This window comes from Pseudomonas sp. TMW 2.1634 (genome assembly GCF_001703595.1).
In the GTDB taxonomy this organism is placed as follows: domain Bacteria; phylum Pseudomonadota; class Gammaproteobacteria; order Pseudomonadales; family Pseudomonadaceae; genus Aquipseudomonas; species Aquipseudomonas fragi.
Window position 1 is genome coordinate 1373278 of record NZ_CP016849.1, and the last position, 26502, is coordinate 1399779.

Annotated in this window: 14 protein-coding genes; 12 read left to right on the forward strand and 2 right to left on the reverse strand. The window is 62.1% G+C overall.

Annotation, left to right across the window (positions count from 1 at the left end):
- Window positions 1-2: 2 nt before the first annotated feature.
- The 8 genes from BFC21_RS06480 (at window position 3) to abaF (ending at window position 8255) form a co-directional block, all read left to right on the forward strand.
- Window positions 3-821, forward strand: coding sequence for a transporter substrate-binding domain-containing protein (locus tag BFC21_RS06480; protein ID WP_016781074.1), 819 nt, complete (start codon window positions 3-5; stop codon window positions 819-821).
- Window positions 822-831: 10 nt separating this feature from the next.
- A complete protein-coding gene (locus tag BFC21_RS06485; RefSeq protein ID WP_120265820.1) occupies window positions 832-2598 on the forward strand; it encodes an aconitase X in 1767 nt (588 codons plus the stop codon).
- Window positions 2591-3256 carry an amino acid ABC transporter permease gene (locus tag BFC21_RS06490; RefSeq protein ID WP_088377487.1) on the forward strand — a complete coding sequence of 222 codons (666 nt, stop codon included), beginning with the start codon at window positions 2591-2593 and terminating at the stop codon, window positions 3254-3256. Before BFC21_RS06485 ends, BFC21_RS06490 begins: the two co-directional genes overlap by 8 nt.
- A 10-nt stretch (window positions 3257-3266) precedes the next feature.
- Window positions 3267-3917 carry an amino acid ABC transporter permease gene (locus tag BFC21_RS06495; RefSeq protein ID WP_086797303.1) on the forward strand — a complete coding sequence of 217 codons (651 nt, stop codon included), beginning with the start codon at window positions 3267-3269 and terminating at the stop codon, window positions 3915-3917.
- Entirely contained in the window at window positions 3910-4632 is a 723-nt protein-coding gene (locus tag BFC21_RS06500; protein ID WP_088377488.1) for an amino acid ABC transporter ATP-binding protein, read from the forward strand. Before BFC21_RS06495 ends, BFC21_RS06500 begins: the two co-directional genes overlap by 8 nt.
- 9 nt (window positions 4633-4641) lie before the next feature.
- On the forward strand, window positions 4642-5670 hold the full coding sequence (locus BFC21_RS06505) for a proline racemase family protein (RefSeq protein ID WP_088377489.1): 1029 nt from the start codon (window positions 4642-4644) through the stop codon (window positions 5668-5670).
- Window positions 5671-5872: 202 nt separating this feature from the next.
- Entirely contained in the window at window positions 5873-6790 is a 918-nt protein-coding gene (locus BFC21_RS06510; RefSeq protein WP_095003708.1) for a dihydrodipicolinate synthase family protein, read from the forward strand.
- A 70-nt stretch (window positions 6791-6860) separates the two neighbouring features.
- On the forward strand, window positions 6861-8255 hold the full coding sequence (gene abaF, locus BFC21_RS06515) for a fosfomycin efflux MFS transporter AbaF (protein WP_088377490.1): 1395 nt from the start codon (window positions 6861-6863) through the stop codon (window positions 8253-8255).
- A gap of 123 nt (window positions 8256-8378) precedes the next feature.
- Here the strand turns inward: abaF and BFC21_RS06525 are convergent, their stop codons facing one another.
- A complete protein-coding gene (locus BFC21_RS06525; RefSeq protein WP_095003707.1) occupies window positions 8379-9389 on the reverse strand; it encodes an Ldh family oxidoreductase in 1011 nt (336 codons plus the stop codon).
- Between the two features lie 61 nt (window positions 9390-9450).
- On the reverse strand, window positions 9451-11577 hold the full coding sequence (gene mtlD, locus BFC21_RS06530; protein ID WP_120265821.1) for a bifunctional mannitol-1-phosphate dehydrogenase/phosphatase: 2127 nt from the start codon (window positions 11575-11577) through the stop codon (window positions 9451-9453).
- Between the two features lie 535 nt (window positions 11578-12112).
- Here mtlD and BFC21_RS06535 point away from each other — a divergent pair.
- The 4 genes from BFC21_RS06535 to BFC21_RS06550 all read left to right on the forward strand — a co-directional run bounded on the left by BFC21_RS06535 (window position 12113) and on the right by BFC21_RS06550 (window position 26372).
- Window positions 12113-14296: a TonB-dependent siderophore receptor gene (locus tag BFC21_RS06535; protein WP_120265822.1), complete on the forward strand. Its 2184-nt coding sequence runs from the start codon at window positions 12113-12115 to the stop codon at window positions 14294-14296.
- A 232-nt stretch (window positions 14297-14528) separates the two neighbouring features.
- Window positions 14529-17183, forward strand: a complete 2655-nt coding sequence (locus BFC21_RS06540) for a Tc toxin subunit A (RefSeq protein ID WP_162939290.1) — start codon at window positions 14529-14531, stop codon at window positions 17181-17183.
- A complete protein-coding gene (locus BFC21_RS06545) occupies window positions 17176-21888 on the forward strand; it encodes a neuraminidase-like domain-containing protein (RefSeq protein WP_120265824.1) in 4713 nt (1570 codons plus the stop codon). The genes BFC21_RS06540 and BFC21_RS06545 overlap by 8 nt, the downstream gene beginning before the upstream one ends.
- Complete coding sequence (locus tag BFC21_RS06550; RefSeq protein ID WP_120265825.1) at window positions 21885-26372, forward strand: SpvB/TcaC N-terminal domain-containing protein; 4488 nt, start codon at window positions 21885-21887, stop codon at window positions 26370-26372. Before BFC21_RS06545 ends, BFC21_RS06550 begins: the two co-directional genes overlap by 4 nt.
- Window positions 26373-26502 lie beyond the last annotated feature (130 nt).

Below are 26502 nucleotides of genomic sequence, written 5' to 3' on the forward strand. Positions count from 1 at the left end.
CCATGAAAAACCCCGTACTTGCCGTAGCCCTTAGCGCTGTTCTCAGTACCTCTTTTATTGCCACGGCCCAGGCCGACAAGCTCGACGACATTATCGGTTCGGGCAAGTTGCGCTGCGCCGTGACCCTGGACTTCCCGCCGATGGGCTCGCGTGACGAAGCCAACAAGCCGGTAGGCTTCGATGTGGACTACTGCAACGACCTGGCAAAAGTGCTGGGCGTGGATGCCGAAATCGTTGAAACCCCGTTCCCCGACCGCATCCCGGCACTGGTCTCCGGGCGGGCCGATGTCATCGTGGCGTCCACTTCCGACACCCTGGAACGGGCCAAGACCGTGGGCCTGAGCATCCCTTACTTCGCCTTCCAGATGGTGGTACTGACCCGCGACAACACGGGCATCAACAGCTTCGACGACCTCAAGGGCAAGGCGCTGGGCAACACCAGCGGCACCTATGAGGCCATCGCCCTGGAGAAAGACGTGAAAAACTGGGGCAGCGGTTCGTTCCGTGCCTATCAGTCGCAGAACGACACCCTGCTGGCCGTCGCCCAGGGCCATATCGAAGCCACCGTGGTGACCAATACCGTGGCCGCAGCTACCCTTAAATCAGGCAAGTACAAAAACCTTAAGGTCGCCGGTAACGCGCCCTATGTGGTCGATTACGTGTCCCTGGGCGCCAAGCGCAACGAGTACGGCCTGCTCAACTACCTCAACCTGTTCGTCAACCAGCAAGTACGCACCGGACGCTACAAGGAGCTGTGGACCAAATGGGTCGGGACCGAGATTCCACCGGCTGATCTGACCGTACCTCACGTCTACTACTGAGGTATCCAGCATGTCCGGGATAAGTGCTCTTGAAGGCCGCAGCCTGGTTGATGGCCATGCATCCGCCCCACTGTTGTACGCCGATGTCGGCCTGAGTTTCTGGGGCGGGGTCGACCCGTTCAGCGGCGAAGTGATCGACCGCCATCACCCCCTCAGCGGCGAATGCCTGGCGGGGCGCGTGCTGGCGATCCCCAGCGGACGCGGCTCCTGCACCGGCAGCAGCGTGCTGATGGAACTGATCAGCAATGGCCATGCCCCCGCGGCGCTGGTGCTGGCTGAAGCCGACGAGATCCTGACCCTTGGCGTGCTGGTCGCCCGGACCCTGTTCCAGCGTTCCCTGCCGGTGCTGTGCATCGGCAGGGAAGCCTTTGGCCAATTGCGCGGCAACGCGTTCGCCAGGGTCGATGGCACACATCTAAGCCTCTACGACTCAGCACCTGACGACACTGCGCCACCGCACAACGACACACCGACCGCAGAAGCACACGCCTCGATCGAACTGACCGAACACGACCGTGCACTGCTCGCCGGCAGTTACGGCAAAGCCGCCCAGGTTGCCATGCAGATCGTGTTGCGCATGGCGCAGATTCAAGGTGCCACGCAACTGGTCGACATCACCCAGGCCCATATCGACGGCTGCATCTATACCGGGCCGGCGAGTTTGCGCTTTGCGCAGCAACTGGTGGCATGGGGCGCAAAAGTTCGCGTACCCACCACCCTCAATTCAATTTCCGTGGACCAGCGCCGCTGGCGCGAGCTGGGGATCGACCCGGCACTCGGCGTACCTGCCAGTGCCTTGGGCGATGCTTATATGGCTATGGGTGCGCAACTGAGTTTCACCTGTGCCCCTTACCTGCTCGACAGTGCGCCCAAGGCGGGCGAGCAAATTGTCTGGGCCGAATCCAACGCGGTGGTTTACGCCAACAGCGTGCTCGGCGCCCGCACACTCAAGTACCCCGACTATCTGGATATCTGCATTGCCCTCACGGGTCGCGCACCGCTGATCGGCTGCCATCTGGAGGACCAGCGCAAGGCCCGCCTGCAAATCGAGCTGCCAACCCTGGGCACCCTTGATGACGCGTTTTACCCCCTGCTGGGCTATCACATCGGTGCGTTGGCCGGCAGCCGGATCCCGCTGATTATGGGGCTCAAGCAGCATCCGGACCTGGACGATCTCAAGGCATTCGGCGCGGCCTTTGCTACCACCAGCGCCGCCCCCCTGTTTCATATCGCCGGTGTCACCCCCGAAGCCCTCGACCCCGCACAGGTCATCGACGGTCCGCTGCAGGTGATCAAGGTCAGCCTTGAAGACTTGCTGCTCAGCTGGCACGAACTCAACAGCGCCCGAGACCCGCAGGTCGACGTGGTGTCATTGGGCAACCCGCACTTTTCCCTCAGCGAGTTCGCCCATCTGGCGCGCCTGTGCCAGGGCCGCATGCGTCACCCTGATGTGGTGCTGGCGATCACCTGTGGCCGTGCCGTGCTGGAACAGGCCCGTGCCGCCGGGCATGTCGGGGTGCTCGAAGCCTTTGGCGCCGTGATCGTCAGCGACACCTGCTGGTGCATGCTCGGTGAGCCGGTGATTCCTCCGGCGGCCAGGAACCTGATGACCAACTCGGGCAAATACGCCCATTACGCCCCCGGCCTGGTGGGCCGCAAAGTTCATTTCGCCAGCCTCGCCGAGTGTGTGGATGCGGCGTGCAGCGCTACGGCCAGCGGGCGTTTGCCAGCGTGGCTGCAACCCGCTGCCTCACTGGAGAACGCAACCCATGTTTGACTACACCTTCCAATGGCGCTCTGCCCTGCGCGCCTTGCCGGATATGCTCGCCGGTGCCCTGGTGACCTTCGAGACCGCGGCCTTGTCGATGATCTTCGGCGTCTTGATCGCCCTCGCCCTGACGGTCATGCGCGAAAGCAAAAACCCGCTGCTGCGCGGCACCGGCAATGCCTGGGTGTCCATCGCCCGCAATACGCCCTCGCTGTTCCAGATCTATGTCCTGTACTTCGGTCTCGGTTCCCTGGGCCTGCATGTCAGTTCATGGATCGCCCTGCTGGCCGGGATTACGTTCAACAATGCCGGCTATCTGGCGGAGAACTTTCGCGGCGGCCTCAAGGCCGTGCCCGACACCCAGATACGCGCCGCTCGCTCGCTGGGCATGAGCGCCTTCCAGACCTACCGCATGATCGTCGTGCCGCAATTGCTGCGCATCGTGTTCTACCCGCTGACCAACCAGATGGTCTGGGCGGTACTGATGACTTCGCTGGGCGTGATCGTGGGCCTGAACAACGACCTCACCGGTGTAACCCAGGACTACAACGTCAAAACGTTCCGCACCTTCGAATACTTCGCCATTGCCGCGGTGCTGTATTACCTGATTGCCAAGGCGATCGTTGCCGTCGCCCGGCTGATGGCCTGGCGGCTGTTTCGTTACTGAGGACTAGCCCATGTTTTCCACCAGTTTTACCTGGAACGATTTTGTGTTTTTGCTGCAGGGGGCATGGGTCACCCTGCAACTGACCAGCTGGGCGATCTTGCTCGGCACCGTTGCCGGCCTACTGTTCGGCCTGCTGCGCGCCTTGCTGCCTCGGGCCAGCCTGCCGCTGGCGTGGGTGCTGGATGTGTTTCGCAGCGTACCGTTGCTGATCCAGTTCGTGCTGTTCAACTCGCTCAAGAGCATCGTCGGCTTGAACATCAGCGCCTTCAGCGTTGGCTGCATCGTACTGGGGGTGTATGCCGCCGCGTACTTCACCGAGATCGTGCGCAGCGGCGTGCTGGCGGTGCCGTTCACCGTGCGCCGGGCCAGCCGCTCCCTGGGCCTGAGCTACCTGCAGGATTTGCGCTATATCGTGTTGCCCATTGCCATGCGCGTGGCCTTCCCCGGCTGGCTCAACCTGGTGCTCAGCGTGATGAAAGACACCGCCCTGGTGATGTGGATCGGCATCGTCGAACTGCTGCGCGCCTCGCAAACCATCGTCACCCGCATTCAGGAACCAATGCTGGTGCTGTGCATCGCGGGCCTTATCTATTACGTCATGAGCCTGGTGGTCGCCCGCCTTGGTGCTCGCCTGGAAAAAAGGTGGCAAGAAAATGATTGAGATCGTCAACGTCCACAAATCATTCGGCGACCTGGAAGTGGTCAAGGGCGTGAGCCTGACCGTGGACAAGGGTGAAGTGGTGTCGATTATCGGCGGCTCCGGCTCCGGCAAGTCGACATTGCTGATGTGCATCAACGGCCTGGAGCCGATCCAGCAAGGGCATATCCGCGTCGACGGCATCGAAGTCCACGACCGTGCCACCGACCTCAACCGCCTGCGGCAGAAAATCGGCATCGTGTTCCAGCAATGGAACGCTTTCCCCCATCTCACCGTGCTGGAAAACGTGATGCTGGCACCGCGCAAGGTACTGGGTAAAAGCAAGGCTGAAGCCGAGGCGCTGGCGGTGCAGCAACTGACCCATGTGGGCCTGGGCGACAAGCTCAAGACCTTCCCCGGCAAGTTGTCCGGCGGCCAGCAACAGCGTATGGCCATCGCCCGCGCCCTAGCCATGTCCCCCGACTACATGCTGTTCGACGAAGCCACCTCGGCCCTCGACCCGCAACTGGTGGGTGAAGTGCTGGACACCATGCGCATGCTCGCCGAAGACGGCATGACCATGGTCCTGGTAACCCATGAAATCCGCTTCGCGCGGGATGTGTCCGACCGCGTGGCGTTCTTTCGCAATGGCCTGGTGCACGAAATCGGCTCCCCCGATCAAGTCATCGGCAACCCTGTGCACGCGGAAACCGCGGCCTTCCTCAAGTCAGTCAAATAGGAGCAGAGCATGCGTTCATCGAAAGTCATTCATGTGGTCAGCTGTCACGCCGAGGGCGAGGTCGGTGACGTGATTGTCGGCGGCGTGGCACCGCCACCGGGTGCCACGGTGTGGGAGCAGTCGCGCTGGATTGCCCGGGATGAAACCCTGCGCAACTTCGTGCTCAACGAACCCCGTGGCGGGGTGTTCCGCCACGTCAACCTGCTGGTGCCGGCCAAGGACCCACGGGCGCAAATGGCCTGGATCATCATGGAGCCGGCCGACACGCCGCCCATGTCCGGCTCCAACTCGATGTGCGTGTCCACGGTGTTGCTCGACAGCGGCATCCTGCCGATGACCGAGCCGCAGACCCGGCTGGTGCTCGAAGCCCCCGGGGGCCTGATCGAAGCCGTGGCCGACTGCCGCGACGGCAAGGTGCAACGGGTCGAGATCAAGAACGTGCCGTCCTTTGCCGATCGCCTGGATGCCTGGATCGAAGTCGAGGGCCTGGGCTCGCTCAAGGTCGACACGGCCTATGGCGGTGACAGCTTCGTGCTCGCCGATGCCAAGGAGCTGGGCTTTTCGATCAGCCCGGATGAAGCCAAAGATATCGTTGAAATCGGCCTGAAAATCACCCGTGCCGCCAACGAACAGCTGGGGTTTGTTCACCCGCTGAACCCGGACTGGTCGCATATCTCCTTTTGCCAGATCGCCGCGCCCGTGCAGTACGAAAACGGCGTAGCCAGTGCGGCCAACGCGGTGGTGATCCGCCCGGGCAAGATCGACCGCTCGCCCTGCGGCACCGGCTGCTCGGCGCGCATGGCGGTGTTGCAGGCCAAGGGCGTGCTCAAGGTGGGCGAGCGCTTTATCGGCCGTTCGATCATTGGCTCGGAATTTCATTGCCGTATCGACTCCATGACCGAAGTGGCCGGGCGCACGGCGATCTACCCGTGCATATCCGGCCGGGCCTGGATCACCGGCACCCACCAGCTGCTGCTGGACCCGAGCGATCCGTGGCCCCAGGGCTATCGCCTGTCGGATACCTGGCCGGGGGCGTAACCCCGCCCACAACAACCCGCCCTGTGGGAGCTGGCTTGCTCGCGATAGACCTGTGGGAGCTGGCTTGCCTGCGATGCAGACGACACGGTCTGGCAGGCACACCACAGCGATGCAATCGCGAGCAAGCCCGCTCCCACAAGGGCAAAAAAACATCCCTGCAAACGTATACGAAATACGATTAATACAACCGGAGGCAACAAACATGAGCAAGCGCATCAACTGGAGTGGCGTCTTCCCTGCGGTGACCACTCAATTCAACGATGACTTCAGCATCAACCTGGACAAGACCCACCAGGTGATTTCCAACGTGATCCGCGACGGTGTGTCCGGCCTGGTGGTGTGCGGTTCGGTGGGGGAAAACACCTCGCTGAGCGCCGAAGAGAAAATTGCCGTCACCGAAGTCGCGGTGGACGCCTCCCGCGGCCGGGTCCCGGTGATTTGCGGCGTGGCCGAATTCACCAGCGTGCAGGCGGCCAAGGTGGCCAATGCGGTACGCAAGGTCGGCGTGGATGGCGTGATGCTGATGCCTGCGCTGGTCTACGGCTCCAAACCCTTCGAGACCGCCGAGCACTATCGCTATGTGGCGAAAAATGCCGATGTACCGTTGATGGTCTACAACAACCCGCCGATCTACAAAAACGACGTCACCCCCGACATCCTGATTTCCCTGGCCGACTGCGACAACGTGGTGTGTTTCAAGGATTCATCGGGCGATACCCGGCGCTTTATCGATATTCGCAACGAAGTGGGCGAGCGCTTTGTGCTGTTTGCCGGGCTCGACGACGTGGTGCTGGAAAGCCTGGCCGTGGGTGCCGAGGGCTGGGTGTCGGGCATGTCCAACGTATTCCCCAAGGAAGGCGAAACCATTTTTCGCCTGGCCAAGGCCGGGCGCTTTGCCGAAGCCATGCCGATCTATGAATGGCTGATGCCGATCCTGCACCTGGACGCGCGTGCCGACCTGGTGCAGTGCATCAAGTTGTGCGAAGCCATTGCCGGTCGCGGCAGCGCCCTGACCCGCCCGCCGCGCCTGGCCCTGCCCCGTGAGGATCGTGAATTTGTCGAGCAGATCATGGCCAGGGCCCTGGCCAACCGCCCGCACTTGCCTGACGTCGGTCTTTGACTGATAGCCGGGGCGGGCCGGCGCGTGCCCGCCCTGCCCCCTGTCTTCGCGCCCCTTAAGGATAACCCGCATGACGACACAACCTTCTCACGCAACCACCAGCCCTGCCGGACTCAAACGTGTCGTGGCAGCAGCCATGGCCGGTACAGTCGCAGAATGGTATGAATTCTTCCTTTACGGCACGGCCTCGGCACTGGTGTTTGGCCAGCTGTTTTTCCGCCAGACCGACAGTCCGATTGACGGCATCATTGCGGCCTTCGCCCTGTATGCCGTAGGTTTTCTGGCCCGGCCACTGGGTGGCCTGGTGTTTGGTCACTATGGTGACAAATTCGGCCGCAAGCGCCTGCTGCAACTGAGCCTGGTGGTAGTGGGCATCACCACCTTCCTGATGGGCTGCCTGCCCGGTTTCGACACCATCGGCTACGCCGCACCGGTGCTGCTGGTATTGCTGCGCCTGATTCAGGGCTTCGCCTTTGGCGGTGAATGGGGCGGGGCCATTTTGCTGGTGTCCGAACACTGCCCGGACAACCGCCGTGGCTTCTGGGCCAGTTGGCCACAAGCCGGGGTTCCGGCGGGCAACCTGGTCGCCACCGTTGCCCTGCTACTGCTGTCGACGACACTCTCGGAGGCGGACTTTCTCGCCTGGGGCTGGCGTGTAGCGTTCTGGTTCTCGGCCGTGGTGGTACTGATCGGCTACTGGATCCGCACCAGCGTCGACGACGCCCCGATTTTCAAGGAGGCCCAGGCCCGTCAGGCGCAAAACAAGCAACAGCAACTGGGGGTGGTTGAAGTCCTGCGTCATCACTGGCGCTCGGTGCTGGTAGGCATAGGTGCGCGCTTTGCGGAAAACATTCTCTACTACACCGTGGTCACGTTCTCGATCACCTACCTGAAACTGGTGGTGCACAAGGACACCTCAGAAATCCTGTTGTTGATGTTCGGTGCCCACCTGCTGCACTTTTTCATGATTCCGCTGATGGGTTATCTGTCCGACCTGGTGGGCCGCAAGCCGGTGTACCTGGTGGGTGCGGTGCTGACAGCGTTCTGGGGCTTTGTCGGTTTTCCGATGATGGACACCGGCAACAACTGGCTGATCATGGCGGCCATTACCCTGGGCCTGGCCATCGAGTCGATGACCTATGCACCTTACTCGGCGCTGATGGCCGAAATGTTCCCCACCCATGTGCGCTACACAGCCCTGTCGCTGTGCTACCAGGTGGCACCGATCTTTGCCGGTTCGCTGGCACCGTTGATCGCCATCACCCTGCTCAACAAGTACCACAGCTCAACGCCTATCGCCTGGTACCTGGTGGGGGCATCGTTGATCTCGATCGTAGCGGTGGGCCTGACCCGCGAGACGCGGGGCAAATCGCTGCATCTGGTGGACGCTGAATCGGCGGCGCGTATCTCGGCGCAGGATGAGCCTGCGGTGACGACTGCACGTCAGGGCGATTCGCTGGCCTGACCCATAGGGGATCCCCTGTGGGAGCGGGCTTGCCCGCGATGGGATCGCTGCGGTGTTTCAGTCAAACCGTGGCGCTGCCATCGCGGGCAAGCCCGCTCCCACAACCAGCGCCACCCCGCACACCTATCCCTTCAGCAAGGCCTGCAGGTCATTGAACAAGGCTAACGGGATCTGCACCCCCTCCACCTCGCTGCGCGCCCGCGCCTCATACCTGCGCTGTGACGGCAAGCGCGCGCCCTGCCCTTCGATGCCAGCAAACAACCCTTCGGCCCGGGCCAGATGTTCCTCGGTTGCTGCCCCCAGAAAACGCTGGGGGTCCAGCGCGATGATCAACTCGCCATGATACGGCGACGACTTGCTTCCCGCGTCCCAGGCCAGGGATTCGGCACTGGTCAAGTCGCCGATCAAGGGCCCGGCGATCAACTCCACCATCGCCGCCAGCGCCGAACCTTTATGCCCGCCAAACGTGAGCATCGCGCCGCTGTCGAGCACCACGCTGGCATCGCTGCTGGGTTGCCCGTGCGCATCAACCCCCCAGCCCTCAGGAATAGCCTTGCCGGCCCGGCGATGCAGCTCGATATCGCCACGCGCAATGGCACTGGTGGCAAAGTCAAAGACAAACGGGTCGCGCCCCGGCCGTGGCCAGCCAAAGGCAATGGGGTTGGTGCCAAACACCGGCTGGCTGCCCCCCGCCGGCGCCACCCAGGCATGGCTCGGGTTACAGGCCAGCGCCACCAGCCCGGCTGCGGTCAACTGCTCGATCTCCACCCACAATGCCGAAAAATGCACACAGTGGTTGATCGCCAGTGCCGCAATGCCGTTGGCCCGGGTTTTTTCCTGCAATAACGGCAAACCCGCCTGGAACGCCAGTTGGGAAAAACCCCCAGCGGCATCCACGCGCACAATCGACGGCGCCTGGTCGATTACCCGGGGCACGGCATCGGCCGACACCTTGCCCGCGCGCAGTGAATTGACGCAGCCCAGCACCCGGTACAAGCCGTGGGACGCGCAGCCATCGCGTTCCCCGGCCAGTACCGTGGCACTCACTGCACGCGCATGGGCCGGGTTGAAACCGTTATGCAATAAGATCGATTCGGCCAGCTCATAAGCCTGGGCCAGGGTCAGTCGTTTCATGGTCAGCTCCTTGAACAGACCTTTCAGACTGGACCATCGCCGAGCGTGCGGCTTGATCGATTCAGGCCGCCTGCATGACGAATTCAGCACAGAGCGGACCGTGGAAGTGTCCGGCGATGGACGCGATCAACGCCGCATCCTGCACCGGATCCAGCCCCGGATACGGCTGGCCGTTGTAGTTGCCTGTCCAGGTCAGCACCGCCTCGATGCTGCTACTTTCCCGATACAGGCTGCGCATCTGCTGGCACTCCAGATCCTTGCTGTCAGTACTGCGCAGCGCATAGTGCAGGGCCAGCGCAGCGCCTAATTCCAGGGCGCTGCTGTCGATGCCATGTTTTCTGGCCAGGTCGATACTGCGGAAAATCCGCTCGTTGCGTTGCAGTTTGCGCAGCGGATCACGCCCGACCCGGGCACAGGGGTCCTTGAACGAGGTGTTGCAGCGTTCCAGAAACGTGCTCGAAAACGCGGCCACAGCCTCGGCCATATGCGGGTTTTCGGCCACCAGTGCCGGGCCGACGGCCTCGCCGATCAGGCGCTGCGCCAGCTCATTGACCCGTGGATCGCCCATGCCCTGCCCCAACCAGTCATGCCCCAGCAGGCTGGCGTACCAGGCAATGATCGCGTGGGGGCCATTCCACAGCAGGTTCTTCATCACCTGGGTCTGGGTGATATCGTCCACCGTCTTCACCTGACGCAAGCGCTCAAGCAGATTGCTGCAGCGCTGGGCATACAGGGGCATGTCCGGCTCGCTGTTGAACAGGATCAGGTGCAGCTGGCTCAAGGCGTTGCTGGACTGGGCAAAAGGCCGAAAGCGGCTGATCAACCGCTCGTACTCGGGCACCGGTGTGCGCGGCGCGGCGCGAGGGGCGTCGGGTTCGTCATTGAGGCTGTTCTGGAACATCTTCGACTTGATCCGCAACTGGCGCACCAAGGCTTCATTGGACAGTTTGGAGACGATGCGGCTGACCACCGTTTCGACAAAATGGGTGTTGTCCAGAATCTTGCCGCACAGCTCGGGCGAAACCAGCCGTTCGAGCTGCGCCTGCACCTGGCGGCGCACAAAGTCCGCGCCACCAACCTTGTTCAGCACAATCAGAATGGTCAACTCACGGCCCCGGCGCTCGTAGCGACGCACCAGGCCCTGGGCAATCACCCCGGCCTGCTTGCGAATAGCGGTTTCAGGCAGGCTCAGGCCGACGATTTCCGCCACGTCGTACATGCGGATCACCGCTTCGGCGTCGTCCATGTCGATCATGCGCAGGTTATCGATGGTCTGATCGAAGGACGTGGCGCTGTAGCGCACACTGAAGCGGCCAAACGCCTGAATGGTCTCGCGCAGCATCCGCGAGCGCGTCGCGGCGATAATCTCGCAGGGCCGGGTGTAGCCATCCCAATGGGAAAAAATCTGCGTCAGGTAACCGCCACCCATTGCACCAAAGCCATGAATCCCGGCGCTGAACTGGTTGAGGGTGGGCGGGAAGCTCTCGGTCAGTGCCGGGGTGCCGAGGTCGGGCATGCATTCGCTCAGGTCGCCGAGAAAGCCGTGCATGCTGGCGTAGGCCTTGAGCGCACCGGCCTTGACTTCGGCTGCCGGAGCCTTGATGTCCTCGATCAGGATCGGCTGGCCGCCGGCGCGAATGGCCGACAGCAAGCCGTTTTGCGAGTCTTCCAGCATCAGGCAATGCTCAGGCAGGCAATTGAGTGCGCTGGCCGCCTTGAGGAAAATCTCCGGGTGGGGCTTGCCCTGGGCCACTTCATCGCCACACACGGTGACGTCGAAGTACTTCAGCACATTGGCATTGATCAGGTATTCCTCGGCAATCGCCCGGCGGCTGGAGGTGGCCACGGCCATCGTCAGGCCGTACTTGCGCAAACGCTCCAGCACTTCGAGCAGGCCGTCCTTGATCGGCACGCCGTGATTGCGAACGTGGGCCAGCTCCAGCTCGTCGGCGCGCTGACGCACCTGGGCATAGGGGAAGTCGTCGCCGTGATTGGCCCTGGCCAACGCCTCGGCTTTTTTGGCACTCAGGCCCAATGAGCCGATCAGTGTCGCTTCACTCAGCGGCGTGCCATAGATTTCCTCGGCGGCCTGCTTGAGCGTCTTGAAGCGCAAGCGCTCGGTGTCGAACATGGTGCCGTCCATGTCGAAGATGGCACTGAAAATTCGTTTACCCTGAAAATAAATCATGAACACAGCTCCTTGTAGCGCGAGGGATTATTGGCTGCTCGCGCAAACGCTTTGGATTAAAAACGTGGTTTCAAATACAAATGCCGGGCAGCAGAACGCACCATTGACAGCGGGGCGTGAGTGCACCGGAACGGCTGGTGATCAGAAATAGTCAGGCGGAGGGACGTAACAATGGCGCCAGTTGGCGCAGCTGCCCGAGAAGCAGGGTCTCAGGTGAGGGAAAGCGAAGTTTGCGAGAAGGCGGGGAACACACCCTGTGACTGCACGAATGCAGCATTTGACGTGAGGCCCACAGCTTGCAATCAGGGATGCGAAGTGTGAGCCCAACTGGCGATTGATACGTGTGATTCCATCCATAAGAACGTTGGTATTTCCTGTAATAGCACTGGAGACCTTTTTAGCTATAACCCATGCAGCGCGTCTAAATCAAGGTTTGACTCAATCCGGCGGCAAGCGTGTCCCGGCTGATGGCTGTATGATGGCGATCAGGAAACAGGCTCGGGTCACAAGCCTGCCCATTGTTCAGGAGCTGTGCATGAAAAGGCTTTACCGGACTTGCAACGAGGCAGAGTCCGCCCCGCGGTTCACCCTTGGCTCGCTCAGCCTCGGGCTGCTGGTAAGCTGCGCCATGCCCGCAGTACACGCGGCCAAAACCGAACTGCCGGCCACAGCCGTGACCGCCGACGAAACCGGCACCTGGCAGGCCGATAACGCCTCGGTGGGTGGTTTCGAGGCAGCCCCCTTGCTGGACACACCCGCGGCCATTGCGGTGTTCACCGATGCCTTGATTGAAGATCAACAAGCACGCCTGCTCAGCGATGTGCTGAAAAACGATGCCTCGGTGGGCGAAAGTTACGCGCCGGTCGGGTATTACGAAAATTTCGTGGTGCGCGGTTTTTCGCTGAACTCGGCCAGCAGCTACAAGATCAATGGCCGCACCATCACCGGCGAGCAGAACGTTGGCCTGGAAAACAAGCAGCAAGTAGAGCTGCTCAAGGGCCTTTCAGGTTTGCAAAGCGGCGTCTCCGAGCCTGGCGGCGCGGTCAATTACGTGACCAAGCGGGCCGCCGATGTGCGCTCTGTCACGGTGTCTACCGACGATCGCGGTAGCGGTTACATCGCCACCGATGTGGGCGGCTGGTTCGGCAGCGAGCAGCAGTTCGGCCTGCGTGCCAACGTTGCCCACGAAGACATCCACTCTTACGTCAAACACGCCAATGGCCAGCGCGATTTTGCCTCGGTGGCATTCGACTGGAACATCAGCCCCGACGCACTGTTGCAACTGGATGTGGAGTATCAGAACAAGGAGCAGCGCTCGGTACCGGGCTATCAACTGCTCGGCGGCAGCGAGTTGCCGCACCACGCTTCGCCGAAAAAACTGCTGGCCCACCAGAGCGGCTCCAAACCGGTGACCATTGATTCGCTGAACATCAACGGCAACTTCGAGTACCGCTTCAGCGACAACTGGAAAGGCAACCTGAGCGCCTCGCGCAGCAAGGTGGTGATCGACGACTACAGCTCGTTTGCCTGGGGCGGCTGCACCGTCGGCTGCGTAACCCCCAACGTCGGCAACTACTTCACCCCCGAAGGGGGTTACGACATCTACGACTTTCGCAGCCCTGACGATACCCGGCGTAATGATGAGCTACAGGCAGCGCTCAGCGGTCACTTTGATACCGGCACCCTCGGCCATGAACTGACCGTGGGCAGCAGTGCGTTCAGGCGTGTGGTAAATAATCGTGAAGCCATCAACCATTGGCTCGGCAGTGGCAATATCGACAGCGAACCCGAAAATCTTGAGCGCTACGACGGCGCCCTCAACGACAGCCATCGCCGTCTGGACAGCCGTCAGTATGGGGTGTTCTTCAACGACCTGATCAGCTTCAACGAGCAATGGCAAACCCTGCTCGGCGGTCGCGAAGTGCGCCTGGACGAAAAAACCTTCGACAATCAGGGCAACACCACCCGCCACACCCAGCGCTACGAGTTCCTTCCCGAGGCGGCTCTGATCTACAAACCGGTGCAAAACATGACCCTGTATACGCGCTACAGCCAGGGCCTGTCACTGGGTGGCACGGCGCCGTGGTTTGCCAGCAATGCCTTTGACATCCTGCCACCCACTGTGTCACGGCAGATCGAGGCGGGGATCAAGTACGACTGGCAGCGCATCAGCCTGAGCGCCACACTGTTTCAGATCCGCCAGGCCTACCAGTACGCCCGCCCCCAGGATGGCGAGTTCACTTACGTACAACAGGGCCAGCAGAAAAACACCGGCATTGAGCTGGCGGCCAACGGTTGGGCCACCGAACGCCTGCAGATCGCCGCCAGCGTCGCGGCGATCCGTTCCCGGGTCACCGGCAGCGACACGCCCGAATATGAAGGCCACCAGACCATCAACGTACCGACCCTGCGCGCCAGCCTCTACGGCGACTACGCCCTGCCCTGGGTCGACGGCCTGGCCCTGCTGGGCGGCGTGCAGTACAGCGGCAAGAAATACGCCAGCCAGGTGGGAACGGTACAGGCTGACGCCTACGCCATCTTCAATATCGGCAGCCGCTACAGCACCCGTATCGAAGGTTATGACACAGTGTTTCGCCTGACCGTCGACAACCTGTTCGACAAGCGCTACTGGCGCGATGTGGGGGAATACATGGGCGATAACTATGTATTCCAGGGGGCGCCATTAACGGCGCGCCTGAGTGCATCGATCAACTTTTGACGGTAACACTGCCTTCACGGCAAATTTAAAAAAACCTGCGGCACCGACACCGCAAACACCTTGAAAACAGCGACAAGTCCTAGCGTTAGCCGGGCTTGTGGCTGGCCGAGAAGCAGCCCCGGCAATGTTAATTTTCTGTACGCGCAGTGGATTACCCACTGTGCGCACAGGAATGTTCAATATGCCCAAGGAAACCTCCCCCCCAACGGACTCGCCCGTTGATTCGGGCCTTGTGACCGAATCCCCCCCCACCTGGTCAGCCCTGTTCAAGGACGACTGGAACAGCTTCTGTTCATCCACCTCCCTGGCCGCCGTGGACTCCCCTGCCGCGTATTTACAGGCGCTCTACCGGTTCGCCCTGGAGGTGGAAGGCACCGGCCAGGGCACGGCAGCAAAAATCACTCTGGCCCGGCGCCGCCCCATGCTCAAGGATCTGCTGGTGGACGCCGAAAATACCACCCGGCAACTGCCCCTGCTGGCCCTGGTCAATGAAACATTGCTCGAGCCCGTCAAGGCATACCTGAAGAAAAACCGTGACATCTATGGCGACAGCACGGTCGAGCAAGTGCTGGCCGAATTGCGCTACCCCTTTGCCCTGCCTTTCGATCTGGCCCACCGCCAGTGCGTACTGGGGCTGGGGGATAAAAAACCGGGGCTGGGCGAGCTGAACTACCGCATCAGCCTTAAATTACCCTGCAGCCAGCAACCGGAAAACAAGTACGGCACCGTGCTGCAGGAAGCCTATGTAGCCCAGCGCCTGCTGACCCTGCTCAGCCCCGCACAGCAGAACCTGCTAACCGAAGACATTGGCGCACCGCAGGCACTGCACGACCCTGCGGCCTTCTACAAAAAACACTATGGCCACGAACAGCCGATCACCGGGCAGCAACAATTCATGCAGCACACTGGGCTCAACAGCCTTCAGCTGCAGGAGCTGTTGGCAAGCGCCAGCTTTCGGCCACGACTGTCTGCCAATGTGGTGCAAACCGCAGATCAAATGAGCCAGGACCATACCGTGGGTGCCCGTTTTATCAACGGCCCCCACCACAAAGGGCAAAAAAACCTGGCGCTGGGCAACGACACTACGGCGGCGGTTCACCTGCTCAACACCAGCCTTGAGCGGCACGATCGATTGCAACGGATGATCCGCCTGCAACGCTGGCTCGATATTCCCTATGCCGACCTCGACACCCTGCTGTACAGCGCCAGGGCCTGCGAAGGCAGCGCGAAGGAACCCATCCTCATCAATGACAACAGCCTGCGGGCGCTGGGCGTGTTTGGTTATCTGCGCCGCCGTTATGGCATTACCCCCGAAACCTTTGGCGCGTGGCTGTACCAAATGCCCGTGCATGGCGTGGGGCACACCCCGGCATTGTTCGACCGGGTGTTCAACCCGCCCCACGGCTCCGGTTCGGCACTGACCCTGGACAACCGTCGCCTGGACCTGAACACCGACGCGGCCACGCTGTACCAGGTGTGCGCGGCGCTGGGCCTGGAAGACACCCCGCAGTCACTGGGCCTGCTGACCGCGCGAAGCCACAAGCACCTGAAGGGGCTGCGCCGGGATTTGGCAACTTTCTCCAGCTTTTACCGGCAAGCCACGCTTCCTGCCCTGTTCGGCCTGACCCTGCAGGACGCGGACCACCTTGCGCAACTGCTGGGTGGCGAAGACTACCGCCTGCAACTGGTCAGCCCCAACCTGCGGCCATCGGGCAGCAACGTCCCGGCGGATTTTCTCGATGTATTGATGCAACTGGATTGGGCAGTGACCTGGTTCAAGGGCAGTGGTACCGATGTGCAGCAGATACGCCGACACCTGATACTGGACGGCACAGCGCCCCCCTCACGGGTACAGCTGCGGCTCAGGCAGCTTGAGGAGGTCTTGCACGGCATGCAGCAGTACCTGCTGCCCCAGGCCACCCTCGCCGCACTGGACTTGCCGCAGCCCGAGGCTGGCGCCCGCCCCCTGGGCTACACCTGGGGCGTCTTGCTGGCCAAAGGGCTGCTCAGGGCCCAGTCCCAGTTGCCCATAGAAACCAGGCCCGGGAGCCTGGAAAAGGGCTTGGCTTACATGATCGATCGTTATGTAAACCTGAGTACGGATGTCGAGCGCAACCTGGCCTTGAAATCCGCAGTCAAGCTCAAGCTCAACCCCTTGGTAGCCGACGCCTACGCACGGTTGCTGCAGTTCAGGCAAGTGCTGGAACAATTGTTCAAGCAAACCTCCACAGCCAGTGAAACCAGCGAACTGCTCAGGCAGGGGTGCCGCCAGGGGGCGCGCATTTTCGCCAATGCCCTGGGCAGCGAAACCCCGCAGGAAATACTCAAGCATCTGTTGCTGTATTTGCCCGATGCCGAGACCGACCTGCAACTGCCCCTTGAGCGTACGGCTCTGCACGCCTTCCTGCTCAACCCGCACTGGCTGGATCACGAACAACCCGCCAGTGCGCCCCTGAAGCTGGCCCTGAGCACGCTGTACCTGTTTGAACGGTTCCATCACTGCAGCCATGCCTATGGGGTGCAACAGCCCGCTCTGCTCAACTACCTGCAGTTGGCCAACACTTCAGGCCAGAGCGAGGATTTGACCGCGCAGACCTGCCAGCAACTGTCTGTGCTGCTGGGGTGGAGCATCAGCGAAATCGAAGTACTGGCCAATCGGCTGCCGGAAAAACGCGTGCGTTCAATGGCGGAGCTGGACTGGCTGATGCGCTGCCATGACACCGCCCGACAAACAGGGCTCTCGGCCAGCATGTTGCTGATGGCAACCCGTTTGACCGCCACCTTTAGCTCCGATGACTGGACCAGGGTCGGCAACGCCATTCTCGCGGCCCTTCCTTCAACTTCAACGCAGCCGGTGGCGGACCGTCCAGGAAGTGACCATGTCTGAACACATCCATCAACAACTCAATGAACAGACCCGCGACGCCCTGCTCGCATTCTGCCTGACCCATGTATCGGGCCATGACAGCTCCCTGCCCACCGCGCCCACCGATGGCAAACCCGTCACAGATGACGAGCTGCAGGCCTGGTGGCTGCTGGACGTGCAGGTCAGCCAGGCCGTGCCCACCAGTCGCGTGGCCAGTGCCATTGCCAGCCTGCAGCAATACATCAACGCCATCTCCCTGGGCCTGGAGCCCGGTTATGACATCAAGGGCATGAGCGCCGCCCAGCAGGCCACCTGGCGCGACAACCTGCATGCCTACTCGATTTGGCGGGCGGTACAACAGCTGCGCCATTTTCCGGCCAACTACCTGAGCCCGATGTTGCGCAGCCACAAGAGCGACAGCTTTGAGCAACTGGAAAACGACATCAATCAATGCCGTATCGAGCCCGACAGCGTACTGCCGGCCATACAGCGCTATCTGACCCGTTTTGAACAGGTCGCCACCCTCAGAACGCTCAATGGCTATATCGATGGCAACAAGGACAACTTTGCCAATAGCACCTACTGCTTTGTTGCCCGTTCAAATGTCGACAACACCTATTACTGGCGGTCGCTGGACATGTCGCGGCGCAGCCTGCCAGCCGGCTCCAGCCAAGGGTACAAGCAGGATGCCCCCGAGCCTGGTGCCTGGTCGGACTGGAAGAAAATCCCCCTGCCCGCCTCGGAAAACATCCCGGACCATAGCCTCCGCCCGGTCTACTTCAACAATCGCCTGTTTGTGGTCTGGGCCCAGTGCATGTCCCCGACCACAGTCAGTGGCAGCGCGGAATACTCCTGGCTTGAGCCCGACGAGACGGAAAAGGACTACAAGGCCCGCCTGGAGCGCTATCTCAAAAACCGCTTTATCCAGTTTCGCCTGTACTTTATTTACTTGAAATACGATGGCACCTGGAGCGTGCCGCAGCTGTGCAGCGACGAATACTGCGTCATGAAAGAACTCAACAAACTGGACAAGGAAGCCCTGAAACAGGCGACTGAAACCGTGGCCGTGCTCGACTCCACCACCCACCCGCCGTCACTGTTCCTGGGGTTGAACGCCCATGCCAGCCCGCTGCCTGCCGCCGGCCAGAAGCACACCCGCAGCGATTTCTACCAGGCCGTACGCATCGATCAGGACTTTGCCATCGAGCGGCTGTTTTCCAGGGGGACCGTGTGGGATGCTCCTCACACTACCGAGCATGAAAATTTGGCAAAACGCTATTTGTCACAGTTTGTTTACAGCAACACCCGGCGCTTCAATTTTCATGCACCGCACAGCGAAACCGTGGCGGTGACGGGCATGGCTACCAGTACGCCCGACCCCGTGCCAGACGGGTGGAATTTCGACAAGAAACACGAGCATATCAGCGAACTGCGCGATAACAGCGATATCGTGTTCAACAAGACCTCCTGCGTGCTGGAGGTCACCTCAAGGCTGAGCAAGCCATTCGAGGAGCACCGCAGTATCGCGTTCAAGGCGCGTACCAACTGGGCTGAACTGAGCCTGGAGCTGAACCTGAGCGTGCCCACACCCCCGGCAAACATGACCGACAAGGTGGCACTGCAAACCGGTTCGCAACTGACCCTCAAGACCGAAGTCAGCCCGCCGTGCATCTGGGTCTCGCTTGCCATTACCTGCAACAAGACCGGCCTGAGCTACTCGAACCTGATCTACGACGCCGCTCAAGACCCTGATGGCGGGCCAAGGCCTCAGCAAACCTTGCCTATACGCCGGGACTGGCACGTTCCATTGCATAACAGGTTCATCGAGTACGACGCCTTCAACTTCCTGTTTGAAAACACCAATACCGACTACAGCATTACCGTTCATTTTCACTCACTGCAAAACGACACTGCCAACCCGCAAAACGACTGGCTATTCGACAATGCCGAGGCCAGGCTGTATGCCCGCCATTACAAGCGGGTGATCATGATCCCCCGTCACCAGGGCACCCCGCACCCGGCCAATATCCATCGTGGCAACAGCCATCTGGTCGGCGAACCCAACACCTCCCGCCGCGAACTCAACGGCACGTTCCCCAGCCTGGACCCCGCGCAGCCGTTCAACGCCCATATTCAACTCAACCCCCGTACGCTGCGCCCTCTTGACGAACAAAGCGGCTCCGGCCAAGGGCCAATCACGATCATCCACGGGGTGTTGATCTACGACACCGATACCCGCCACCACGACCGCATGATCCGCGGCTACGCCCTCAAAGCCCTGCAGCTGACCCTGGATCCGGCCAACGCAGCACCTGTCATCACGCTTGCGCCCGGTATAAGCCGCAGCAGGGTGCAAGCCGAGGGCACAGCCGAGTACATCGATTTCAGCGGTTCGCGCATCCACTTTAGTGACGATGCCCAGGCCCGCCAGCCGCGAGCACCGATCCGCATGAACACCGGGGTTGGCCGGCAACTGAGTGCAGCCGCCAACGTCAGCCTCGACCATCTGTTCGCAACAACGGTCAGCCAATGGCACGAACCCGGCATGGGCAACCGGGCCGCGCCCCAGCCACTGGATTTTCATGGCGCCCACGGCAAGTACTTCTGGGAGCTGTTCCTGTACCTGCCCTGGCTGGTGGCCTGCCGCTTGAACATGGAGCAACGCTACGCCGAAGCCGAAGCCTGGCTGCGGCATATCTTCGACCCGCAAGGCCAGCGCGCGCACCGGCAACACTGGCGCCTGCCTGTTCTGCACGCAGACCCACCCGACCCCAGCTATGCCCTGGACAACCCCGACGACCCGCACCAGATCGCTCTCAGCACGCCACTGCATTTTCGTCAGGCGCTGTACATGCTGTACCTGGACATCCTGCTCAATCGCGGCGATGCCGCTTTTCGCCAGGCCAGCAGCGACAGCCTGGCTGAAGCCAGGCTGTGGTACCTGCGAGTCAAGAGCCTGCTCGGGCCACGCCCTGACATCACCCGCAGCGATCCCTGGGAGCCCAGAACCCTGCACGAGTTGGCGACCGAACCCGCCAGCACCTTGTGCAGGCCCCTTAACCCGCAACTGCTGACACGCTGGGACAAGATTGAAAGCCGCCTGTACAACCTCAGGCATCACCTCGACATCAATGCCAGGCCCCTGCAGCAGCCCCTGTTTGCCCCGGCCCTGCAAGCACACACGCTGCTGAGCCGATACGCCCGCGGCGGCGGTGCCAGCGGCGCAGCCCACCCCGCAGCACCGGCCACCGACATCGGCCATTACCGCTTCCAGACCATCCAGGCACACGCCATGAGCCTGGTCGATAACGTCATCCAGCTGGGTAACACCTTGCTGTTGCTGTTCGAACGCAAGGAGCAGAGCGAGCACCTGCAGTTGCAGCAACAGCAGGCCTGGGACCTGGCCCGGATTGCCGTCGACCAGCAGCGTCAGGGCCTGCTCGCAGACGCCAGCAGCCATGATGCCCTGTTGGCCGGGCGACGGGTGATCGAGGGCCGGATGCAGTATTTCCAAGGCCTGCTCAAGGAAAAAATCTCTGCAACCGAGGCACAGGCCACCCAGCATTATCTGGAAAGTGCGCAATGGGACACGGTGGCTTCGGTGGCCCAGGCGGGTGCAGGGCTGGCGATGCTGGCACCGAATATTTTCGGCACCTCCAACGGCGGGATGCGGTATGAGGGCGCCTTTCATGCGGTCCAGGCCGGTGCCCAGAGTGTTGCCAATGAAAAACGCGCCAGTGCTGGCCATCTGGACCGCACGAGCCTGTTCAACCGGCGCGCCCAGGAATGGGCCCAGGCGCTGGAACAGTGCACACTGGAACTGCATCAGGTGGACATGCAGCTACAGGCCCACATCCAGCAAAGCGCGGCACTGCGCCTACAACTGCGGTACAGCGAAACGGCCCTGGATCAGGCCCGGCAAACCTACGAGTTGCTCAGCAGGCGCTTTGGCAACGCGCAACTGTATCAGTGGCTCAACAGCCAACTGGCGGCGCTCTACTATCAGGCCTATGACGTGGCCCATGCGCTGTGCCTGACCGCCCAGGCCTGCTGGCAGTTCGAGCGTGCCGACTGGGACACACGTTTTATCCGCAGCGGCACCTGGAACAACCACTTCAAGGGCATGATCGCAGGCGAAACGCTCAAGCTTGACCTGCAGCACATGCTCGCCGCGTATCTGCAGCGCAACCGGCGTGAACTGCAGATCAGCAAGACCGTGTCGTTGCGCCTGCTGCGCGCCAAGGACCGTAGCGGGACCGTAAACCAGGACTGGGCCGAAATGCACAAGAGTCTGCTCGACAAGGGCAGCGTGGCCTTCGAGTTGACCCAGGCCCTGTTCGACGACGACTACCCCGGGCATTACCTGCGCAGGATCAAAAACATCAGCGTATCCCTGCCAGCCACGCTCGGCCCCTATGAAGACATCCGCGCGACCCTGACCCAGACCTCGAGCAAGATTCAGCTATCCGCAACCAGCAGTGACACCCGCGATGACCTGCGGGTCAGGGAGCAGGTCGTGCTCTCGACCGGGCTTAATGACAGCGGCCTGTTCACTCTCAACTTCGACAGCGACGAACGCTACCTGCCCTTCGAGTACACCGGGGCCGTGTCCACATGGCTGCTGGCCTTCCCCATGCACATGGCCCAGTTGCCCATGCTCAACTCACTGAGCGACATCATTGTGCATATCCGCTACACCGCACAAAGTGCAGGAGGCCAGAAATGAGCACTCAAACACCGGCCAATGACCAGGTGCAAACTCCCTCCCTGCCCAAGGGCGGGGGCGCCATCCACAGTATCGGCAACAGCTGGGGCGCCGTCGGGATGACCGGTGCGGCGTCGTTACAGATTCCGTTGCCGCTGTCTGCGGGGCGCGGATTCACCCCGGCCATTGACCTCAACTATCACAGCCCGCTGGGCAACGGCCCGTTCGGCACGGGCTGGACGGCGAGTGCCGGTGCCATCCTGCGCAGCACCCTCAAGGGCGTGCCCGCCTGGGACCATGAAGACAGCTTTATCGGCCCTTCGGGCGTGGAACTGGTGCCCGAGCGGGCGGCCAGCGGGGCCCTGGAAAGCCGCAGCGTGAACCAGTTCAACGGCCTGGCACTGGGCGCGCACTACAGCGTGGTGCGTTATCTGCCGCGCACTGAAACCCGCTTCGACCGCATCGAACACTGGTCCTCGATGGCAGACCCTGCAGGGTTCTGGCTTGTCCAGGGCGCGGACGGCAACGTCCATCTGTTTGGCAAAACCGCTTCGGCACGCATCGCCGATCCGCAGGCCCCCACCCAGGTTGCGCAATGGTTGCTCGAAGAGAGCCTGAACCCTCTCGGGGAACAGATCCTCTATCACTACAAGGCCGATACCCGCGGCGATGGCCCCCATGACTACAGCGCCCAGCGTTACCTGAGCCGTATAGGCTATGGGAACATCACGCCCAGGGCGCAGCTGGCACTCTGGACCGACCAGGCCCCGCCCGCCGGGCAGTGGCATTTTGAGCTGCTCCTGGACTACGGCGAACGCACCACGGCCCCGGACCAGACGCCCGGTTACGCCGAACAACAGCCCTGGCCGGTGCGCCGCGACCCGTTCAGCAGCTATGCCTGCGGGTTTGAACTGGGCACTCGGCGGCTGTGCCGGCAGATCCTGATGTTCCACTACTTCCCCGAAGAGGCCAGCCTCGGCCCCGCCCCGGTGCTGACCCGGCGCCTGCTGCTGGAGTACGCCACCACCGGCACTGGCGCCAGCCTGCTGCAGGCCGTGCATCAACAGGCAGTGGACCCGGCAGGTGCAATCAACCACTGCCCCCCCCTGGAGCTGACCTACAGCGCTTTTGAACTGGCCCCCGACCCCGCCCGGTACCGCCCCTTCGATGCCCTGCACGGGCCGCATGACAGCCAAGGTTACCAACTGGTTGACCTGTACAGCGACGGTTTGCCAGGGGTGCTTTACCGCAGCGACAAGGCCTGGCACTACCGCGAACCGCTTCGGGCGGCGCCAGCGGTAACCGCCGAGCCTGTGGTCTATGGCCCGCTGCAGACACTGGCACGCATTCCCGTGGCGGACCGCAACCGCCCGCTGCGGCAGGCCCTCACAGACCTCAACGGCGACGGCCGCCTGGAGTGGGTGGTTGCCCAGCCCGGCATGGGCGGCTTTTTCACCCTTGAGCAAGATCGCCAATGGGCGCCATTCACCCCCTTCACCGCCCTGCCGCAAGAATTTTTCCAGCCGACGGGCCAGCTCGCCGAGCTGATGGGCAGTGGCCTGCAAGACCTGGTCCTGATCGGCAGCAACAGCGTGCGCTTGTACCCCAACCAGGGCCAGCAGGGCTTTGCTGCAGCCACGCACATCCCCCACGCCCATGACGATGACCGCCTGCCGCTGCCCGGTGACCAGGCCAGCGAAGTCCTGGCCTTCAGTGATCTGCTGGGCAGCGGCCAGCAACACCTGGTGCGTATCCGCCATAACGAGATCAAATGCTGGCCGAACCTGGGCCGGGGCCGATTTGGCAAAGGTTTTGTATTCGCCAGCCTGCCTTTTTCCTATACCGGGTTCGAGGCATCGCGGGTATTGCTGGCCGATCTTGACGGCTCCGGCGCCAGCGACCTGATCTATCTCGAAGCCGACCAGGCGCTGATTTTCATGAACCAGTGCGGCAACGGCTTGCAAACCGCAGCCACCCCGCTGCCCTGGCCGGCGGGGGTGAGGTACGACCGCTTGTGCCAGGTCAGCGTCGCCGACCTGCAGGGGCTGGGCTGTACCAGCCTGGTCCTGAGCGTGACCCACCCCGTACCGCGCCATTGGCGGTACGACTTTGTCACGCAAAAGCCCTACTTGCTGACAGGCACCGATAACAACATGGGTGCTGTCGCACGCCTGCATTACCGCAGCAGCGCCCAGCAGTGGCTTGATGAAAAGCAGCTACGCCGCGCCAGCCGCCTGCCACACCGCAGCGGCCTGCCTTTTGCCCTGCACCTGGTCAGCGAGCAGCAACAACTTGACCAGATCAGCGGCAACCAGCATACCCAACGGTTTGAATACCGGGACGCTTTCTACGATGGCAAAAAACGCCGCTTCCAGGGCTATGGCCTGGTCCTGGCCACCGACACCGAGCACTCCACCACAGCCCCCGGCGACCAGGCGCATACTGCGGCGCTGTTGCGAAAAACCTGGTATCACACCGGTAAATCCCTCGACATGCCCCGCGACGATTACTGGGCGGGGGATGCCCACGCCCACCTGCCGGGCCATACCTTGCTGACCCGTCTGGAGGCGAACGCCACGCAGGACAGCGTGCTGCCCGCCCTGCCTGTGGCGCAGCAGGACGAGGCACGCCACGCGCTCAGCGGCCTGGTATTGCGCGAAGAGGTATTCGCCGCCGATGATCCGCCCGCGTCGCGGGTGCCCTACACCGTGAGCCAGCACCGTTACCTGCTGCGCCTGCTGCAACCTGCGGCCAGCATGCTGGTACTGCCGCTGGAGTCGCAGGTGTACCGTTACGAACGCGAGCCCGCCGATCCGGCCTGCCAGCACACTATCAACCTGCGCCGGGATCGTTATGGCAGCCTGGTCCACGGCGTGACCATCGACTACGCACGGCGCAAGCAGGCCAGCGACACGCCCCCGTTCAGCGAGCCCCATCAGCAGACATGGTGGCGCGACACCCACGACCCGGCCCAGCAGGCGTACTACATCAGTGAAGTCCGCGCACAACTTATCCATCTGGACAACGCCCAGCGCTGGCGCCTGCACCTGCCTTACCGCCACCGCAGCAATGCCCTGGTGCTGGACAAGGCGGCCCTGGACCCGACGCGGATCAGCTACGAACACCTGATTGGCAACACCGCCGACAACTCGCTGGGGCCGCAAGCCGCACGCACGTTGGCCGGGTTGAGCCTGCAGCACTACTGCCTGCCCCGCAGCGACACCCCCTTGCCCCCGGGTCAGGCCAGTTTTCAGGCGCTGGTAGCCTACCGGGAAACCGCCGAACTGGACGAGCAGGCACTCAGCGCTTATGACGAAGTGCCAACCATGCCTGCAGAAAGCCCCTTCGATCTGGCCGCTACCCTGGCCCAGGAGCATTACCACCCCATGCGCCTGTTTTTGCCTGATACCCCGGATGCCACCCCGCCGCCTCCACTGTGGGCGCTGAAACAGGGATTTGCCCGCTATGCCGGTGAACAGTTGTTCTATCGGCCCCAGCAGGTGCGCCCGTCCGAAAGCCATGCGGCCACCACCCTGGAGCATGACCGTTACAGTTGCCATCTTGCCGTGGTGACCGGCGCTGACGGCTGCAGCACACAAGCGGTGTATGACTATCGCCTGCAACTGCCCATTGCCATCACCGATGCTCAGGGCAGTGTCCAGCAAGCCCTCTATGACGCTTTCGGGCAATTGCAGGCCAGCAGTCTTTTCGGCCAGGAACACGGCAAACCGGCGGGCTTCGCCCCGCTGGCAGACTACCGGCGCCCGGCTGACGACAGCCCCCGTGCCGCCATCGACAACCCCTGGAGCGCGCTGCTGAATGCCGCTAGCGCTTGTTTTTACGCACCCTTCAACTGGATGGGGCAAATCCCCCCATCGCCCCTGCGCGAGCAATGGATTGCGCAGGGTTACCTGACCCCGGGCGGCCATATCCGCGCCAGTACCCGTAGCCGGCTTGCAGCCCTGGACATGGCCGAACCGACCAACCGCCAGCTCGCCGAACAGATCCTTCAGGCCCGCCGCGAACCGGTGTGCAGCGCAGTGCTACAGGCAGACCAATACCCCACTGAGGATGCCGGCGTTACCCGGCAGATCCGTATAAGCCTGGCATTCAGCGACGGTTTTGGCCGCGAGCTGCAAACCAAACAGAAAACCACCCCGGGCCAGGCCTATGTGGTCACCCCGTCGGGGCGCCTGGGCCTGGACAGCGAGGGCAAGCCATTGCGCCAGAACAGCGAGCAGCGCTGGCGTGTCAGCGGCCGGGTCGAATACAACAACAAAGGGCTGGTGGTCAGGAACTACCGGGCGTATTTCGCCGATCACTACCGCTATATCGATGATGAAGCCCTGCGCAAGGATGGCTGCAGCGACCAGATATTCCATGACCCCCTGGGCCGCCCTGCCCGCAGGCTCAACGGCAAAGGGCATTTAAGCCGCCAGACCTATTGCACCTGGTACACCATCAGCGAGGACGAAAACGATACCTGGGAAGAGGACGACTCCTGATACAACCGTCGCGGGCACGCCCTTCACCTACTTGCGCCCGGCCTTCAATGATGGGTACTCACTTGGCTACAGCAAAAATCCGCCACTGAGGGAGTGAGCCTGCTCGCTCCCTCAGTGGCTTGAGAGGGTC

Coding starts and splice junctions, on each gene's coding strand:
- mtlD (WP_120265821.1), bottom strand. CDS start 11,577: ATGATTTATTTTCAGGGTAAACGAATTTTCAGTGCCATCTTCGACATG.
- BFC21_RS06485 (WP_120265820.1), top strand. CDS start 832: ATGTCCGGGATAAGTGCTCTTGAAGGCCGCAGCCTGGTTGATGGCCAT.
- BFC21_RS06480 (WP_016781074.1), top strand. CDS start 3: ATGAAAAACCCCGTACTTGCCGTAGCCCTTAGCGCTGTTCTCAGTACC.
- BFC21_RS06525 (WP_095003707.1), bottom strand. CDS start 9,389: ATGAAACGACTGACCCTGGCCCAGGCTTATGAGCTGGCCGAATCGATC.
- BFC21_RS06505 (WP_088377489.1), top strand. CDS start 4,642: ATGCGTTCATCGAAAGTCATTCATGTGGTCAGCTGTCACGCCGAGGGC.
- BFC21_RS06550 (WP_120265825.1), top strand. CDS start 21,885: ATGAGCACTCAAACACCGGCCAATGACCAGGTGCAAACTCCCTCCCTG.
- BFC21_RS06500 (WP_088377488.1), top strand. CDS start 3,910: ATGATTGAGATCGTCAACGTCCACAAATCATTCGGCGACCTGGAAGTG.
- BFC21_RS06510 (WP_095003708.1), top strand. CDS start 5,873: ATGAGCAAGCGCATCAACTGGAGTGGCGTCTTCCCTGCGGTGACCACT.
- BFC21_RS06495 (WP_086797303.1), top strand. CDS start 3,267: ATGTTTTCCACCAGTTTTACCTGGAACGATTTTGTGTTTTTGCTGCAG.
- abaF (WP_088377490.1), top strand. CDS start 6,861: ATGACGACACAACCTTCTCACGCAACCACCAGCCCTGCCGGACTCAAA.
- BFC21_RS06535 (WP_120265822.1), top strand. CDS start 12,113: ATGAAAAGGCTTTACCGGACTTGCAACGAGGCAGAGTCCGCCCCGCGG.
- BFC21_RS06490 (WP_088377487.1), top strand. CDS start 2,591: ATGTTTGACTACACCTTCCAATGGCGCTCTGCCCTGCGCGCCTTGCCG.
- BFC21_RS06545 (WP_120265824.1), top strand. CDS start 17,176: ATGTCTGAACACATCCATCAACAACTCAATGAACAGACCCGCGACGCC.